The sequence below is a fragment of the Lacrimispora sp. genome (assembly GCF_031982545.1).
In the GTDB taxonomy this organism is placed as follows: Bacteria; Bacillota; Clostridia; order Lachnospirales; family Lachnospiraceae; genus Lacrimispora.
Window position 1 is genome coordinate 20,342 of the sequence record NZ_DALYXB010000004.1, and the last position, 17,872, is coordinate 38,213.

At 36.5% G+C, this 17,872-nt stretch carries 13 protein-coding genes; 4 read left to right on the forward strand and 9 right to left on the reverse strand.

The window, feature by feature from the left end:
* Positions 1-74: 74 nt before the first annotated feature.
* Positions 75-950 carry a helix-turn-helix transcriptional regulator gene (locus ABS301_RS07790; protein WP_349671681.1) on the forward strand — a complete coding sequence of 292 codons (876 nt, stop codon included), beginning with the start codon at positions 75-77 and terminating at the stop codon, positions 948-950.
* Here ABS301_RS07790 and ABS301_RS07795 read toward each other — a convergent pair.
* The 8 genes from ABS301_RS07795 to ABS301_RS07830 form a co-directional block, all read right to left on the reverse strand.
* Positions 933-2,060 carry a hypothetical protein gene (locus ABS301_RS07795; RefSeq protein WP_349671682.1) on the reverse strand — a complete coding sequence of 376 codons (1,128 nt, stop codon included), beginning with the start codon at positions 2,058-2,060 and terminating at the stop codon, positions 933-935. The two genes, ABS301_RS07790 and ABS301_RS07795, sit on opposite strands and share 18 nt — an antisense overlap.
* Before the next feature lie 7 nt (positions 2,061-2,067).
* On the reverse strand, positions 2,068-3,591 hold the full coding sequence (locus tag ABS301_RS07800; RefSeq protein ID WP_349671683.1) for a lipopolysaccharide biosynthesis protein: 1,524 nt from the start codon (positions 3,589-3,591) through the stop codon (positions 2,068-2,070).
* A 14-nt stretch (positions 3,592-3,605) separates the two neighbouring features.
* Positions 3,606-4,703 carry a glycosyltransferase family 4 protein gene (locus ABS301_RS07805; protein WP_349671684.1) on the reverse strand — a complete coding sequence of 366 codons (1,098 nt, stop codon included), beginning with the start codon at positions 4,701-4,703 and terminating at the stop codon, positions 3,606-3,608.
* Positions 4,700-5,797 (reverse strand): glycosyltransferase family 4 protein, encoded by a 1,098-nt coding sequence (locus tag ABS301_RS07810; RefSeq protein WP_349671685.1) that lies wholly within the window; start codon positions 5,795-5,797, stop codon positions 4,700-4,702. Before ABS301_RS07810 ends, ABS301_RS07805 begins: the two co-directional genes overlap by 4 nt.
* A 14-nt stretch (positions 5,798-5,811) precedes the next feature.
* A complete protein-coding gene (locus ABS301_RS07815; RefSeq protein WP_349671686.1) occupies positions 5,812-6,579 on the reverse strand; it encodes a glycosyltransferase family 2 protein in 768 nt (255 codons plus the stop codon).
* Complete coding sequence (locus ABS301_RS07820; protein ID WP_349671687.1) at positions 6,557-7,942, reverse strand: sugar transferase; 1,386 nt, start codon at positions 7,940-7,942, stop codon at positions 6,557-6,559. Before ABS301_RS07820 ends, ABS301_RS07815 begins: the two co-directional genes overlap by 23 nt.
* Positions 7,942-9,519 (reverse strand): O-antigen ligase family protein, encoded by a 1,578-nt coding sequence (locus ABS301_RS07825; RefSeq protein WP_349671688.1) that lies wholly within the window; start codon positions 9,517-9,519, stop codon positions 7,942-7,944. Before ABS301_RS07825 ends, ABS301_RS07820 begins: the two co-directional genes overlap by 1 nt.
* Positions 9,520-9,689: 170 nt before the next feature.
* Positions 9,690-11,378: a cell wall-binding protein gene (locus ABS301_RS07830; RefSeq protein WP_349671689.1), complete on the reverse strand. Its 1,689-nt coding sequence runs from the start codon at positions 11,376-11,378 to the stop codon at positions 9,690-9,692.
* A 468-nt stretch (positions 11,379-11,846) separates the two neighbouring features.
* On the opposite strand from ABS301_RS07830, the gene ABS301_RS07835 reads away from it, so the two are divergent.
* The 3 genes from ABS301_RS07835 (at position 11,847) to ABS301_RS07845 (ending at position 16,839) form a co-directional block, all read left to right on the forward strand.
* Complete coding sequence (locus ABS301_RS07835) at positions 11,847-13,673, forward strand: phosphotransferase (protein WP_349671690.1); 1,827 nt, start codon at positions 11,847-11,849, stop codon at positions 13,671-13,673.
* A gap of 118 nt (positions 13,674-13,791) precedes the next feature.
* Positions 13,792-14,883, forward strand: coding sequence for a PspC-like choline-binding domain-containing protein (locus tag ABS301_RS07840; RefSeq protein ID WP_349671691.1), 1,092 nt, complete (start codon positions 13,792-13,794; stop codon positions 14,881-14,883).
* A 129-nt stretch (positions 14,884-15,012) separates the two neighbouring features.
* Positions 15,013-16,839, forward strand: a complete 1,827-nt coding sequence (locus ABS301_RS07845) for a GH25 family lysozyme (protein ID WP_349671692.1) — start codon at positions 15,013-15,015, stop codon at positions 16,837-16,839.
* Positions 16,840-16,907: 68 nt separating this feature from the next.
* On the opposite strand, the gene ABS301_RS07850 is transcribed toward ABS301_RS07845, so the two are convergent.
* A complete protein-coding gene (locus ABS301_RS07850; protein WP_349671693.1) occupies positions 16,908-17,816 on the reverse strand; it encodes an Rpn family recombination-promoting nuclease/putative transposase in 909 nt (302 codons plus the stop codon).
* Between the last annotated feature and the right edge of the window lie 56 nt (positions 17,817-17,872).

The window sequence follows — 17,872 nt, forward strand, 5'->3', positions numbered from 1 at the left end:
AGCAGAACTATATTGACTTGCATTTTTTTTTAGTGCGTATTAAAATAATAGCAAACAGATTAGGAGGGAAATTTATGAACGAACAAATATATCACGGCAAATTGGTAAACTCTAACAGGATTCTATATACTGCCTCAAGGTTTGCAAAAGAGCATTTAGTTTATTTGCAGGAAGTCGGTGAACTACATGCCTTAAAGCAGCACATCAGCCGCCGTGAACAGCTTAATAGCTTTCTATTTTTTATTATTTTAGATGGAGAAGGAACTTTACAGGTTGAAAATGAAATATATTCCATTGGGAAAGGATACTGTGTATTTATTGATTGCCAAAACCCATATAGCCATAAATCCTCAAAAGAACACCCCTGGCACTTATTCTGGGTTCATTTTTATGGTCCCACAATGGAAGGTATCTACAAAAAATACATGATTCGAGGAGGCCAACCCTGTTACCAAACTGATGATATGGAGGCGTATAGAACTATATTGCAGACGATCTATCAGACAGCAAAACTTGATAGTCACGTGAGAGATATGATTATTTTCGAGAAATTAGCTGCACTTCTTACAATGACCATGATTGAAAGCCATAGGAACGAAACTTACATCGAAAGAAATACATTAGCGAAAACCAGACTGCTTAACATAAAAAGCTACTTGGATGCACATTATACGGAGAAAATCTCATTAAGCAACTTAGAGCAAAAATTTTATATAAATAAATATTATTTAACAAGGATTTTTAAAGAGAATTTTGGAATTTCTATTAATAGCTATTTAATTCAAAAGCGTATTACACAAGCCAAATACGAATTACGTTTCACCGATAAAACAATAGAAGAAATCGGTCATACCTGTGGTATGGCCGATGCCAGCTACTTCAACCGGGTTTTTAAAAAAATCGAAGGAATCAGTCCCCGAGAATTTCGTAAGTTATGGAGCAGAAGTTGAATTCTCCTTTTTCATGTTACCAAACAAAATAACTGACATAAAGAGCAATAACGGATTCCATGTTACATTAATAGGAGAATATTCCATAAATGCATAAATAGCTAAGACAACCATAACAAGAAGAAGAATATAATTTTCAACCTCCCAGTATTTGTAACACATAAAGGTATAGGATAAAATCCACAAAATCATCACAAATATTCCATAACTAAGTAATACATTGATATATGCATTATCAATATAGTAATTCCAACTTTTTACAACGACATGCCCAAACCAACTCAAACCATTATCATTAAGCGCTTTTGAGGAAAACAGTATACGATTGGTTACAAGATCATTTAATTTATCTATATACCATATATGTCCGGAATACATTATCGAAAAAAAGTAGCTAAAAACAGCAATTCCAAGAGGAACTAAATTCAAAGGAAAAAAAAACACTTTTTTAACTTTCTCCTGTTTTATTATACTACACAAAACCAGCATTACACATAACAACAAATAAATCAGCAGACCTGTACGGCTTAAGAATACTTTATATGCAAGCAACATCGCAACGCTCATCACGACATAATGATACCATCGCATTCGTTCGTGCCAGACGGCAACTCCCATAATTGATATCATTAATATATGGCTATAAGCACTATTAGGGTGGGAAAAGCCATAATCGTTAATCGAATACGTTATACCGTTCTTAGAAAGCTGGTGAATCTCACCTGGCACTTTCCCCAATAATACCAGACTTATAGTCAATCCCATTCCTATAATATATACAAACACAGTATACTTAATCACTTTGTTAACGCTGACATCTTTACATCCAAATATAGACAATGCAGTTAAAAGTAATGCCTTTTCTCTTGTTCTTGAAAAGACATATCCCAATAGAGCCATCGTAGTGATAATAAAGAACAACTCTTTTTTATTATAATCTGTAATAAAAAATTTTAATAGTAAAAACAGTAACGCCCCAGCAAATACAAGGCGATATGATGTTTGTGCTGAGGATATCCCCATAGCCACACAACCGGCCAAAGGTAAAAAGTAAAGCATATAAAATATTTCTCCATACGGCTTTAATTTTTTTCTAAGCGCTTTTATCATGCTTCAGCTATCCTTTCTTAAAAACAAGTTTGAAGACGATATTCCAAAAATATTTCATCTCCTTGCTTCGTCTGTATAAAACCCATAATAAAAAATGAAATGCAACCGTTGAGACTACACCTGCCAGAATAATTTTCCCTATAAGACTGGTCATAATTATTTTCGCTAAACATCCTTCTACAATTCCCATACACGTGACAACAAACAGTAAATGCTGTACCGTCTGCCAGATATATTGATTCCAATTCATATGAAGCAGAGGTTCGCAGACATATTTAGGGAAGCTGTAAAAGTATATAACACCAGCGCTGATAATCGTCCCCAGGAATACCCCTTTCACACCTATGTACTGAGCTAAAACAATTGATATCACACCATTAAGTCCAGCTTCAATTAATGGCATAAAACGATCCTCATGATATATTCCAGCTGCATCTTTAAACGTTACAACAGAGGCTCTCATTCCTTCCTGATAAAAATTAACAATAAGAAAAAACAAGGTGACTTGCGAAAAAAGATACCGCTCCCCCACCCATAAGGTGATAAATGGCTGAATAGATGTATATAATACTACGGAAGTATAACCAAAAAACCAAAAGTTTAAAAAATCAATTCTCCGATAAACTTCGTATCTTTGTTTATGATCACTATCCAGCAAAAAATTGCCCACACTGGAAGTCAATGTCTCAAATACCTTATTAAGAAGAGCTGTAATACCTCCCAAAAGCAAGTGATAATTGGTATATAAGCTCATTTGAAAAATTCCTAATACGCCTGTAATTACCAAACTGTCACTACCCGTGACAAAAAGTTTCCCAAGTCGATGAAACAGCAAAGCTTTAACTTTTATTACAATATCGCTTCTAATCTCTGCCGCCAAAGGCAGCACCTCTTTTTTGTTAGTAAAAGGATAACGCTTTCTAATGTATATAGTAATAGTAATATTCTCAATCGTTTTAGATATGGTCTTAAGAAGTAAAAATGCAATAAAACTCTTAAAATAAATAAGAGCCAATATCTGAGCAACATTCTGAATCATATAAAAGACAAAATGTACACCATCTAAAACATAATTCATCTGATAAGCATATAAAAGGGACTTTTTATAAGATAGAAAATAGGATATCAGACAGTCAGCCATGAATAGAGCAAAAATCAAATACAAATTTTCATGTACTGTTACTGTTCCAACTAAACCAGGTATAAAAAACGCAACAACAATACCAATTAGCAAGATAACAAAAGATATTACTACATAACTATTTCTATAAAAGCGAAGTAATGAACAAATGACATCACGATCCGATGCAGCTGCAGGTCTATATAAATGATAGATGATTGCACTTCCAATACCCAGATCAGTTAAAGACATCATAGAAATAATACTGGTAAACAAACCATTAACACCGTTATAATCAGATCCCAGAGTAGACAGCAGTATTTTTTGTACTAAAAATGCAGTAAGTAAAATGATTACATTTGTCATTAACGTGACAGAAACATTTAATAAGGACCGTTTTGTCCTTTGCATATCAAGTACCTCCTTCACTGTTTCTTCCAGTCTTTTAATATGCTCATATGATATTTTGTCATATTTTCAATCGTATAGTCCTTAATTTTATCAAATGCCCTCTGCCCCATACGGGTACGAAGTAAATCATCCTTTAACAATAATTCCATTTTAACAGCCATGTCTTCCACATCTTCCGGATTAATTAGATAGCCGCAGGCTCCATCTTCTATTAGTTCGAGAGAAGCATTAGCCTTTAAAGACGCTACACATGGCAGACCGTAAGACATAGCCTCATTTAGTACCAATCCCCATATATCCTCTATGGTAGGAAAAACAAATACATCAGCCGCCATATAATATTTTTTAAGTTTTTCCTTTTCCAAAAAATCAATAAAGTGGACATTTACAGCATTATACTCTTCCTTAAGCTTTAAATATTGCTCCGTCGGCCGACCTCCAATCACCAGAATGCCATATTCTTTAGCTATTTTTCCAGCAGCTTTAATAAGGAATTCAAATCCCTTTCTTGGGATGAACTGTCCGACCGTAATTACTATCTTCTTTTCCATTATACCCAATTGATGTTTTATTTGACTTTTTTCTTCTTCAGTCAACATGCATATGTCATTTTCTTTTATTGAAGTAAAGGGGTAATGATAGATGTGATCTTTTTGCGCACCATAATGCAGTAAATAATCATCTGTTTTTTCACCCGTACTAAGCCAACCAGAAGCCCGACCAATGAAGTGTTTTTTTATATTATAACGCAATTTATTATCACATTTGATAAATCCACCATCGGCATTTAAAAGGAATGGTATCCTGCACATCCTCATATATTCTATAGCAATCATGTAAGTAGGAGAAGAATAACCACCAAGTATAATGGCATGATAGTCTTTTTTTAAAAATCGAATAACCCCAGGGCAAATACTTGCATCGCTGCCTATTAACTTCCCTTCTAAAAATATAGACCTAAAATACTTAAAATCATCAACTTTCCACCGCATATCTCTATTCCCAGCATGCTTCCGCTCAAATAGCACCGTTAACGCACAACATTTTCCCAGTTCATTAAAAAAATCCACTCGATAAGGAGACGGAATGTTCGTTATATATAGTATTCTCATAGAACTTCCTCAAACACTTTATACAATTGGGCTGCAATAGTACTTTTATCATAACGATCAATGATATCCGACATATTTACAGGTTTCACTTCGCTCATTAATACTTCTAAAATCTTTTCGGCCAGAATCCGGTCGTCGCTTGCAGGTTCATAATAAATTGCCTGATTCAATGTTACTTCTGGTAAAGATGTGGCTTTTGATGATATCGTAGGAATTCCTCTTCCCATTGCTTCGATAGGTGTCATACCAAACCCCTCATACAATGACGTAGTAACATATAGGCTAGCATTGGTATATAACCAGTTGATTTCCTCACTTTTAACATAGTCTGTGAATCGTATACGATCAGATAAGTTCTTTTCTCTTAGATAGTCCAAAATGGATTCCATGCCATTTCCTTTGCAGCCAACTATAACCAGCTGATGAGGGATTCGATTACATATATGTTCAAATGCCTTAACAAGGGTAATCATATTCTTATGCTTTTGAATAGATGAAACACTAAGAATATATGGAGATTTAATACCAGATGGAGTCTGAGCATCTCTATATTCAAAATCAACTGGATCATATACTGTTATTATTTTATTTCCACATTGTTTCTCATAATACTGCTGTAAAGTTCCCTTTACATAATTAGAAATAGCTATAATTTTGTTAGCTCTTTTCAGGGAATGAGAATATCCAAAGTCTAAATACAATCTTTTTAGTCTACTGAAATATTCCGGAAAGAATTTAAACTGAATATCATGAGGGTTTACAATAACCGGAATTTTAAGTTTTAAATAATATCCTGTTGTATATGTTGGATAATATAACACGTCCACTTTATATTGATCAATCAAATGAGGTAGCTCAAAAGTCTGAAACCAAGTAGTCCTTACTTTATGGCTGGATTTACTTTGATATTGAATAAAACGACATTCTGGAAATAACATTCCATAATCATCATAAATATCTTCATGTATAAAAAAAATAAAATCTTTAATTACTCCATTTTTTATCCAGCCTCTAGTAAGGTTCTTGATACAAGACTCCGTTCCTCCGTTTGTATGGTCTGGACGTATAAACGACAAATCTACCGCTACTGTCATATTGCTCTCCCTCGCTAGGCCGCTAAATATTTTACAATTTCCATTATTATGCATTCAATAAAATACAACCTGCTATAACCATTATCCCGGTAAATTCGATATCTTTCTCTAAAACGACGATAAGCTGCTTTTACACTTTTTTGATTGCTTACACCACCAAAGTAAAAATTAGCCAGCACTTTATTGCATACTACAACCTTACGCCCGCTTTTTCTGATTCTAAGAACAAGATCCCAATCATCATAAATTCCTTTACAAGCATAATGAAAATTCTGATATGTGGCTCTTGTTATAAATGTAGTGGGATGATTCCAGTCACGAGTTGTAATATAGTTTTGCAGTTTAGCCTTTTTTATCATAGTCTTATTCTTACGCCAAATCCGTAAATCCGAATAAAAAATATCGAACTGATATCTTTCAAAGTAATCCACCATGTAGCTTACCGCTTCCGGTTCATACCAATCACCGCTATTAATCAAGCCAATAATTTCTCCCGTTGCAAGAGAAATGCCTTTGTTCATAGCATCATAAATCCCTTGATCCGTTTCAGAAACTACTCGGAATTCATATCCCCTTTTCAGAAGTTCTTCTTCATATGAACATACAATTTTCATAGTTGCATCAGTCGATTTTCCATCTACAATAATGTACTCTATATTACTATAATCCTGCTTTAAAACAGACTCCATTGTTTTTGCTATTACTGTTTCGCTGTTATAGCATACTGTTATGATAGAAACTTTGCACTCATTCATCATATTATATCTCTTCTTTCGACTCACGGATTTGTTTCTCCATCGTACATGAAGTCTCTTCATCAAATCCTTCCGTACTATCTTTTATCAAAAGGATTTTGACAGTTTTAAATAATATTTCAATATCAAGTAATAAAGAATAGTTTTCGATGTACATCAAATCCAGCTTTAATTTATCATACGCCGTTGTGTTATACTTCCCGTATACCTGTGCATAACCAGTTAATCCACCTTTTACTTTCAGGCGGTACATAAACTCTGGAATCTCTTTACTATACTCCTGCACATGTTCTACACGTTCTGGACGAGGCCCTACTAAGCTCATTTGTCCCATAAGAATATTAAACAGCTGTGGAAGTTCATCAATCCTCAGTTTTCGTATAACATTGCCCACAGGTGTAATTCTAGAGTCATTTTCTTTTGCTGGTATAACACTTCCATTTTTTTCAGCATCTACTATCATGCTTCTAAATTTATATATTTTAAAAATTTTTCCATTTATTGTACAACGTTTCTGAACAAATATAATAGGACCATGATCACAACATTTAATCGCCAAAGCGGTAATAAGCATCACAGGCGATAAAACAAAAATAGCTACAATAGAAACAAAGATATCCATAACTCTTTTTAGAAACAGTTGTTCTATCGTAAGTGTAGTGCTTCGAGACAGAAATAACGGCGTATCAAACATATGCAGGCATTCTGAGTTTTTAAGCAAGATATCAGATAGTTTCGGAATCGTATAAGTCCGAATGGACCTGCCATAACAGTATTTTAATATTTTATTCCTTTTTTCAGTAGATATATCGCCAATAATAACTCCATTATACAAGTTTATCTTATTGATAATCTCATCTAAGTTTTCTTGTATATTTATTGTTTCCACGACAACAAACCGATCTGTACGGTTATTCAGTTTATCAATAAATGCACTAATCGGTCTATCGCCATAAATAAGTAGCACTTTCCTGGGCGGATAAATGTTCTGATATATTTTTGTTATTATATTACTCCACAAAGTTATTAATACTAACTCTACTACCGTAAGAAGCAACAACGGCAAAACGGTATGAAAGGATTTTATAACTAATGTTCCAATTATATACATAACAGTATTGGTGAAAAAGCTAACCAAAAAATGCGAATATACAAGATTTGATGCTTTTGTAACACCAACATTAAAACCACCATAGATATAACCAAATATGATTAATACTATTCCATATACTCCAAACAGCATCCAATTACCCAGGCGATAATATGGTATTTGCATTAAGTGATTATAAAATGTACACCAAACATAATAATACATTAACATCTCGGCTATAAACAAGGCTAAACAGGCGGTTATACGTACCAGGCGTTTATATTGTTCCAGATTATTCATTAATGATGATTCTCCTTAGGGATACCAGATAAATCCAACTTATTTTCAGCAAGTCCAGAAGCTAATAAAACAAAAACAATTGGCGTAACTATAGGAACACTGATATTCACAACTGCTTGGACGGAATAACATAAAACAGCAAATATTATAGGCATGGCATAAGAATTTTCACTGGATTTACATATTAAGCTTCGAATAGAGGATGCTAAAAATACCAGGTAGGATATAAGACTTAATGGACCCATCGTTATAAAATACTGCAAATACTCATTATGGGCGCTGTCGTACATTTCATTATATTTCAATTTCATCTCGTTATAATCGAAATAATGAGTCATAATACCATACGTATCAGGACCATAACCAAAGATTTTATGAATAGGAGAAAATTTTTTATAATTCTCTATTGCAATTCTCCAGTTAAAGCCTCTATGTGTTCCCCAGTCATCATTAAATAATAAGTATTGTGTTATTGATCCATATCTATCAGTGTTCATTAATATATTTATATCGTAAATCATAAATGTTGTTATTCCTACTACAATTAACATAAATGCTAGCCAGCTATACTTCCATAATACCCCCATATTATCATTTTTGTTTTTAGACTTATATTGGAATGCGTATGTTATAACAATAATACATAGCATAAATATCAAAAACAGCCTTAATCCAGCAACTGTAACATGGTCTATAATCCCTTGCATCTCTAATACCTTATCCGGCATAGCTTTATTAATAATAATGATCATATATATTACACTAAAAAATGTTGTTATAATAACCAGATATCTTTTAAAACCTCTTTTACTCCCAAACAAATATAACGGTAGGAAACCAAATAAAGTTAATAACGACAAGTATGAATTATCACTTAGCCCCATTATTATTGCAAAAAAGCTACATGTCATGCAAAAATAGAATAAAACCATTCTCGATCTTGTTTGTTCCATTGAGAACATTAACGTTGAAACAGCCATTATTAAGGCGACATAGGAAGTATATGAATTTACATTTCCAATAGTCGACATAAACATATTATATTGATTAGGGGCTATATTAACTTTAAATCCAAGAATATCTAATTTAAAATAATCTGTAATTCCGAAACAACAAGCTAAAGTACCTGAAATAAGAAATAAATATAAAATCCATTTTTTAAATTGCAAATACTTTATAATAAGCAAGATACTAATACCATATAGGGTTAGTGTAAATAGTCCTGTATATCTCCCCTCATTCCCCCAAAATGATTCATAGAAAAAATCAGATTGAATATTTGAGATTAGAGCTATTAACATAAAGAATATTATACTTAATTCTGGTATAGTTAATTTTTCAAACTTACTAAAATGCATTGGCTTGTTGCTCTTATTCAAGAAAGCATCTACTGTATTACTAACAATTATAAAACCTATGTACGATAAGGTTACCAAATAATAAATTTGATATTTAAATATCAGCATATCAAAATAATAATCATGATAAACTAATGGAAATATGCTTAATATGATACATACATAAATTATTGATGCCATATTATTTCTTTTTAATTTATTTATTGAAAAGTTTTCCATTTTACCATCTCCTATAATTATACTTTGTTTAGTATAACATTTTGTAACTAATTAAGCAACTTGACATCATTAATATTATATTGACAAAACTTTAATTTTTATCCATAATATCCATTTTCTGCATAACAAAAAGGCGGAATTCCTAAGAACTCCGCCTTTTGAATATTTAATTAGTCTTCTACATATACAGTCTTGATAGTCTCATCTTTTACAGAATAGCATGTGTCATTACCATCTTTAGCTTTGGTCTTATTCTTCTGAACAGTACCAGTAGTATTAACCAGTTTGTATTTTACATTACCTAAAGGTTTGATGTTGTAATATTCTGTATAATCTTTAACTAATTTAGTAGCATCAGGCTCAAGAATCTTCTCAGTCTTTGCATCAGCAAGGAACTTATCTGTTGTTAACAGTGTATAAGTAGTCTTACCTGTAACTCTGCTATCAATCTTAACAACAGCATACTTATCATCTTTATCAGCCTTTAACAGCATACCAGCAACATAGTACTTGCTACTATCTTCGCCAGTCTTGCCAGCACCCTTAAAGCTGCCAGATTTGTTGAATAAGAATTCATTGGAGTCTCCATCAATGTCAACTGTCTGCTTACCAGTCTTCATAGATCCGTCATTACCATCACCAAAGTAATATACACGTAAACCGTCTGTAGCGATTTTACTTGCATTATCCTTGAAATGATCCTCTGTATCGATTGCATAGTCAGCATCGTCATCGTCATAGATAGTCTTAACTGTTTTGCCATCTGTATCAACAACTAATAAACCATCTTTCATTCTGCCATAGTTGTCAAACATGTATTTCTTACCGTTGATAGTTTTGATTTCATTTGTTACGATGTCACCATCTCCATCTGCATAATACCAGTAGGAAGAATCATCATCGTATTTGCCCTTCTGTAAATTCTCATCAGGAACAACTTTGAACCAGCCTTTAGTTACTCTTGCGCCATCTTCTACAGAATTGAAGAATTTGAAGCTAGAAGAGTAAGAAGCAATACCCTGTTTGTTAGCTGTATCACCTTTTCCTGCAGAAGAGGTTGTAGGTGTTGCATCAAAAATTACCCACTCAGCATTCATACGTCCATCTAAATCGAAGCTGTATTTCTTGCCATTAATTCCCTTGCCGTCTTTGTCTACGATCTTCTTACCATTGCTCTGGAAATAGAACCAACGACTCTGATTCTCATCATCAAATACATTGTCGCTAGAATAACCAGTTTTTGCGCTAGATTCTTCATAATCTTCATCAACGATATCGATCATTTTCCAGCCAACTGTCTGAGCACCGTCGTTCTCGTCGCCTAAGTAATATAAGCCGCCTTCAGAAGATTTCCAAGCTGTATCGCCTGTAACTCTCTCGCCGTCTTTGTTTACCCAGCCATACAGCATCTTGCCTTCGTCATCGAAAATATATTTCTTTCCGTTAACAGTCTTGAAAGATGCAGTTGTGCTGTTGGTTGAGCTCTTATATGCTTTACCATTGGATCCAAAGTAATACCAGTGATTAGCTGGGTCATCTTCGTTATCTCCATCATAATCTTCATTCTCAATGGAAACCCACTTGTTGGTTACCATGGAACCGTTATCATCTACATAGTAGTAGTTGTCATTGTATTCAACAATAACATCGGTAGCCATCTCGCCATCTTCATTTAAGTAGAACCAGTTGTCACCAGATTTTTCCCACTTCTCTGTTTCTTTGTCTCCGCTCTTGTCATAGTACACCCATGTACCATTTTCTTCCTGCCAGCCAGTAGCTGCGAAAGAGGACATGGAAGCGCCTAATGCCAGCAGTGCTGCTGTAGATAAAACAGCAACTAATTTAGTCTGCTTTCTCATAATTAATGCACTCTCCTTTTTTCTTTTTGAAATACTTTCTGAAATTCCTAATAGCATTACGAGGTAATTATACTTCCTATAATGGAAATTATCAATACTTTTTTTACTTTTTTTGCATATTTTGCATATTCAAAAAAATATTAACAATTCCGGAAGAAGCTATCAATTCCTCCATCACATGGAACATTATAATACATTTTTTGTAAAAATGCTATAACATTTATCTGTTCAATTTCTTACAGAATTATTACAGAATGGCATTTTTTAGGATAAATTGTTTTTTAAAAATACACAAGCTCAATTTGAAGCTAAAATCCTTGTTTTATCTGCATTTTCTACAATTTCTGCAACGTTAAACATCTATTGATTTTTACCAGTTCAATGGTATAATGTTCATATAAATTTACACTATTATAATTTTGAACATCAGATTATACCCAATTTAATATATGTGGAGGTTATATTACTATGAATCGTAATGTTATTATCTGCCGTCTGATTCTGGAAAATCCGGCAGTCACACAAAGAGAGATATCACAGGAACTTATGGTTTCACTTGGTACCGCAAACAGTCTGGTTAAGGACTGTATAGAAAAAGGATTAATCGCACCTGGTAAGTTAAATGAATCCTACGAACTGCTTCCTGCCGGAAAAGCTCTTCTGAATGAACATAAAGTTGATGGCGCTGTAATCATTGCCGCCGGCTTCGGATCCCGTTTTGTTCCGCTGACCTTTGAAACGCCAAAAGGACTTTTAGAAGTATTCGGTGAGCGCATGATCGAACGCCAGATCCGTCAGCTTCACGAATCCGGAATCTATGACATCACAATCGTCGTCGGATACCTGAAAGAGAAATTCGAGTATCTTATAGATAAATATAAGGTTAAGCTTCTTTATAATCCTGAATACTCGAAAAAAAATACTCTGGCCACCATTTACCACGCCAGGGAATTATTCAAAAACAGAAATATGTACCTCCTTTCCTCTGACAACTGGATGCGCCATAATATGTATCACGCCTACGAAGGAGGCGCCTGGTACTCCTCCTCTTATATGGAAGGAGAAACTTCTGAATGGTGTTTTGATTATAATAAGAAGGGACGCATTTTAAATGTAATAGTTGGCGGGCAGGACAAATGGGTGATGTACGGCCCCGTCTTTTTCTCCAAGTCCTTCTCAGACCAGTTTCTGCCTGTATTGGAAGCTTATTATGAACTTCCCGGAACTGAGCAGTTTTATTGGGAAAATGTCTTAATGGAGATGCTCTCAGGTGAGACCGCAAAACGACTTCCTGAATTTTCTGAGGCAGGACGTGAAATCGAGCTGTATATCAACCGGAGACCAGCTGACGAGGTTTATGAATTTGAAAATCTGGAAGAACTGCGCCGGTTCGATATCAAGTATCAGCACCGTTCTGATAATGAAGCTCTGGAACTGGTTTCCAAGGTTTTCTCTGTCCCAGAATCTGAAATCACAGAGATCAGATGTTTAAAAGCGGGTATGACCAACAAATCCTTTCTGTTTAAGATCAAAGACCGCCATTACATCTGCAGGATCCCCGGCCCCGGTACGGAGCTGCTGATTAACAGGCAACAGGAAAAGGCAGTTTATGATGCGTTATCTCAATATGATATTACAGAAAAAGTTATCTATTTTAATGGTGAGACAGGGTATAAAATTGCAGAATATTATGAAGGTGCTCACAATGCCAATCCCAATAGCCTTGAGGAAATCGAACGCTGTATGGCTCTTGTAAGGGAATTTCATAAATCGGGAATTGAGGTTTCTCACACCTTTGATTTCCAGGAACGGATTGATTTTTATGAAAACCTCTGCAGAAAATACGGAGCAATTCCCTTTGAGGATTATTCAGATGTCCATGGCCAGATGTGTGAGCTGCTAAATAAATTAGAGAAACTGGGACATAAAAAAGTTCTGTCTCATCTGGATACGGTAGTGGACAACTTCTTAATGCTTCCCAATGGAACGGTTCGTCTGATCGACTGGGAGTATGCCGGCATGTGTGATCCGCTTGTTGATATATCCATGTGTGCAATCTATTCCTATTATAATGAAGATGAAACTGACCGGCTGATTGAAATATATCTGAAGCGGACTCCAACCACGGAAGAACGCTATACGGTTTATGCTTACATGGCCCTGGGTGGCTTTTTATGGAGCCTCTGGGCTATTTATAAAGCATTTCTGGGAGAGGAATTTGGCGAATACACCATAATCATGTATCGATATGCAAAAACATACTATAAGAAATGTATGGAGCTTCCGAATATTTGACATTTTTGGAAATTTGTCTGCAAATCGTAATAAAATGTTTAGGTATTATGATTTGCACTATGTTATAATGTCTCTATGTGTAATATAGAAATAGCTGGAACAGGAGGAAGAGAACGGTATGCGATACGGAAAGAAAACAGCGGCTTTGCTGCTTGCAGGACTTATAGGAACCGCAGCTTTGATACCGGCTAATACAGCCTGGGCTGCGACGGGTTGGGTTAAGGAAGGTTCTCAGTGGAAATACTTTGATGCGGATGGATCCGTTCATAAAGGCTGGGTTAAAACATCTGATGGTACGTTTTATTATCTTGATTTAACTACCGGTATCATGGCTACCGGTTGGAAACAGATTAACGGAAACTGGTATTATTTCCATTCCAATGGTTCAATGGCTACCAAGTGGATTAAAGACAATGGAAAGTATTATTATCTTATGGACGATACCGGAGTCCTTGTAAAAGGCTGGCTGAAGATTGGCAACGGTTACTACTATATGAAGGGCGACGGAGCCATGGCTACCGGCTGGAGAGATATGGATAACGGCTGGTTCTATTTTAAGGAAGACGGCACCTGCACCATCGGATGGGGACAGGTTGGCAATGACTGGTTTTATTTCGGTTCTGACGGAAAGATGGTGACCGGATGGAAACAGATTGACAATGCTTATTATTACCTGAATGCTGATTCCAAGTCAGTATTAGGAAAGATGATGACCGGATGGCTCAGTGACGGTACCAATAAGTACTATATGGATACCAGCAATGGAAAGATGGCGCATGGTTGGAAACAGATTGAAGGAGCCTACTATTATTTTGGCGATTCAGGACATATGACTACCGGATGGATTCAGCTTTCAGACGTTTATTATTACCTGGATCCTTCAACTGGAAAGATGGCTGCGAATACTACACTCACAATAGATGGAAAGAGCTATAGCTTCGGTTCCAACGGAGCGTATCAAAACGGCTCTTCCGGAACACCGACGGGATCTTCTAATAGTAATACTCCCGGTGGTACCGACAACAACAGCAGCGCCCCAGGAAGCTCTTCTACATCGAATTCCACAGGACCAGGCGGATCAACCACAGGAGCGGACAATTTAAGCAGCCCTCCCACCAGTCAGTCTAATGACACACCGGGTGGAACCTCCAATTCTTCCGGCAGTGGTACCTATCAGTTATCACCTGGATTAACCAGCGGACCAGGTTGATCATTGACCGTATTTATTCTGTGTGGGTATCTGCACTTTTCCGCAGATGCCTACACTTATTTTTTTGATTTTTATGTACATAGAGATAATGGTTTTAAAAACACTTAAGCAACAAAGGAGGATATTACATTGAGACACACGAAAATCAGCATGCGTTTTGCCACAGCTGCACTCAGCGTTTTGATCGGCATGTCTGCCGGGTTTTACCCGGTTATGAATTCTCAGGCGGCGCCCTATGAACGGGTTAATGGTTACTATCAGTTAAAAGACGGCACAGTCATAAATGAAGCAATTGCCAGAGGAATAGATGTATCCCGATGGCAGGGAAATGTGGACTGGACAGCAGTTGCTGCCAATGATGTCAGTTTCGTAATGCTTGGAACCCGATCCAAAGGGGTGACTGATCCTAATTTTCACACAAATGTACAGGGTGCCTCAGCGGCAGGTCTGAAGGTTGGTGCCTATATCTATTCCCTGGCTACCACCCCCGATATGGCAAGAGCAGAGGCAGATTTTGTCCTGGATCTTGTTAAAGATTACCCTATTTCTTTTCCTATTGCATTTGATGCAGAAGACAGTTCCACACTGGGTACTCTTCCGCCTTATCAGGTAAGCCAGATTATCAATGCGTTCTGTGACCGTATAGAAGAAGCCGGGTACCATCCCCTTGTTTACGCTAACGATTACTGGCTGTCAAATAAGATTGATTTATCCCAAATGAAATATGATATCTGGGTTGCCCGCTATGAGGCAAAGCATACGTTCCAGAATCCGGTTATGTGGCAGGTCACCAGCACCGGACAGATTCAGGGAATTAACGGAAATGTAGATATTGACTTTCTGTATCAGGACTTAACACCGAAGCTTCCAGGTAATCTCTGGAGAAAAATCGGAGACAAGACTTACTATTACCAGAATTACGCCATGCAAAAGAACACCTGGATCAATGATGGAACAGGCTGGTTTTATATGAACAATGAAGGACAGTATTCTACCGGATGGTTTGAAAAGGATGGACAGCGTTACTATCTTGATGATACAAACGGACGTATGTTTACCGGATGGAAACAGCTTTCTGATAAATGGTATTTCTTTAATGCAGGCGGCTCTATGAACACCGGTTGGCTTCTGGACAACGGTGCTAAATATTACCTGAATTCTGACGGCTCCATGGCCACCGGATGGGTTGATTTAAATGGGCAGCATTACTACATGAGCGACACATCTGGTCAGATGAAGACCGGATGGCTGGATCTGAACGGGAAGCGGTATTTCTTACAGGACAGCGGTGTTATGTCAACAGGTTGGCTTGATTGGAATAACAAACGTTATTATTTAAATAATGACGGTTCCATGGTAACAGGCTGGCATACAGACGGAATGACAAAGTATTACATGGCAGAAGACGGCAGTGCCACTTCTGGATGGAAGCAGTTAGATAACAGCTGGTATTACTTTAATACCAATGGCAGCATGAACACCGGATGGGTCAATGCAGACGGAAGCTGGTATTACATGGAGAGCGATGGTAAGATGCATTCTGGTTGGCTTGATGACCGTGGCGCTAAGTATTATTTAAGCAACTCATCTGGTAAGATGACCGTTGGCTGGAGACAGGTAGACGGCAGCTGGTATTATTTCGGAGATAGCGGGGCTATGGCTTCGGGTATGATAACCGTTAATGGCAAACAGTATTATGTAAATCCGTCTGATGGTAAGATGAAAGTATCTGAAACATTTGCGGTTGATGGCGTTTCCTATACTGCTGATGCAAGCGGTGTCTGCACTTTAACTCCTGCTGAGACTACTCAGGAGACTACTGGTGAAACGCAATCTGCTTCACCCGATACAACACAACAAAATAATTCTACTGAGTCAGGTAATACGAACTCAGGTAATTCAGCAACTGTAAGCGAAACTGCTCCGGGCAAAGAGATTGGGCCTGGAATACATTAAATGATGATATAGGAAAAGGCCTGGGAATTGGAAAAATCCCAGGCCTCTCTTATTCTTTGATTTTATGTTCATTTGGATAATTTATAGATTAAGTAAAGTTGCTCACGAAATTCTGTATCAGTAATGGACCTTTGCAAGTCCGTCAGCTTCCCTTCCAGCAACAAAATTTCAGTAAGGCGTGCAAATCGGTTTTCACCTTCCAGTCTACCTTCCAGTCTACCTTCCAGTCTACCTTCCAATCTTCCTTCCAGAATTCCTTGTCGCATTCCTTCTCTACGTCCTTCAGCTAATCCCTGTTCCTTCCCTTCTGCCAGAAGTTCATCAAACTTGGTCATCAGAGTCATATAAATCAACCTCCATTCTTCATTTCTGCGTCCTTCTTCCACACCAATGATTGCCTTCTTAACCAACTCACCGTTATCCCGTGTCTTAAATCTGCCAGGAGACATCAGAAATAATAGAAATTCTTTTAATTCATCTCGGATTACACCGTGAGTCCCCTGGGCATTGACAAATACTTTGTAAGCCCCATCATTCAGTGCTATTGCCTGCAACTCTGTACAACTGTTCTGGAAACTGTAAATATACTGTCCATATCCAAAGGGATCAAAGGTACAGAGAAATATAATGTAGCTATCACCCAATTCCCGATACATCTGACCTTTCTGAAGCATGGCAGTATCCATCTGACTTTGGTAATATCTGCTTCTTTGGGGTAGATCTCTTTTGTTTGACGTCTGAAGTTCTACATCAAAACTTTTGTTGCCGCTCTTAGCAAATATATCAAGTCTTACACCCTTAGAAAATGCATAGGTATCAATGGTTTCCTGAGAACTGATAAAATCAATTCTGTCTATGGGGAAATTCAATATGGTTTCCAATAGCTGTCTGCACAATTCCCTATTGCTGCGCATCACATAGGAAAACATAAAATCGTCCGTAAGATCAAGTTTCTCATACGGTTTATACTTTGTCATTCGTTTCCTTTCCCTCTCCAGGGAACAATTCCTAAGATCATTATATCATTCTGGGA

Bases quoted from the DNA above. Each gene is read 5' to 3' on its own strand.
- ABS301_RS07790 (WP_349671681.1), top strand. From the start codon at position 75: ATGAACGAACAAATATATCACGGCAAATTGGTAAACTCTAACAGGATT.
- ABS301_RS07795 (WP_349671682.1), bottom strand. From the start codon at position 2,060: ATGATAAAAGCGCTTAGAAAAAAATTAAAGCCGTATGGAGAAATATTT.
- ABS301_RS07800 (WP_349671683.1), bottom strand. From the start codon at position 3,591: ATGCAAAGGACAAAACGGTCCTTATTAAATGTTTCTGTCACGTTAATG.
- ABS301_RS07805 (WP_349671684.1), bottom strand. From the start codon at position 4,703: ATGAGAATACTATATATAACGAACATTCCGTCTCCTTATCGAGTGGAT.
- ABS301_RS07810 (WP_349671685.1), bottom strand. From the start codon at position 5,797: ATGACAGTAGCGGTAGATTTGTCGTTTATACGTCCAGACCATACAAAC.
- ABS301_RS07820 (WP_349671687.1), bottom strand. From the start codon at position 7,942: ATGAATAATCTGGAACAATATAAACGCCTGGTACGTATAACCGCCTGT.
- ABS301_RS07825 (WP_349671688.1), bottom strand. From the start codon at position 9,519: ATGGAAAACTTTTCAATAAATAAATTAAAAAGAAATAATATGGCATCA.
- ABS301_RS07830 (WP_349671689.1), bottom strand. From the start codon at position 11,378: ATGAGAAAGCAGACTAAATTAGTTGCTGTTTTATCTACAGCAGCACTG.
- ABS301_RS07835 (WP_349671690.1), top strand. From the start codon at position 11,847: ATGAATCGTAATGTTATTATCTGCCGTCTGATTCTGGAAAATCCGGCA.
- ABS301_RS07840 (WP_349671691.1), top strand. From the start codon at position 13,792: ATGCGATACGGAAAGAAAACAGCGGCTTTGCTGCTTGCAGGACTTATA.
- ABS301_RS07850 (WP_349671693.1), bottom strand. From the start codon at position 17,816: ATGACAAAGTATAAACCGTATGAGAAACTTGATCTTACGGACGATTTT.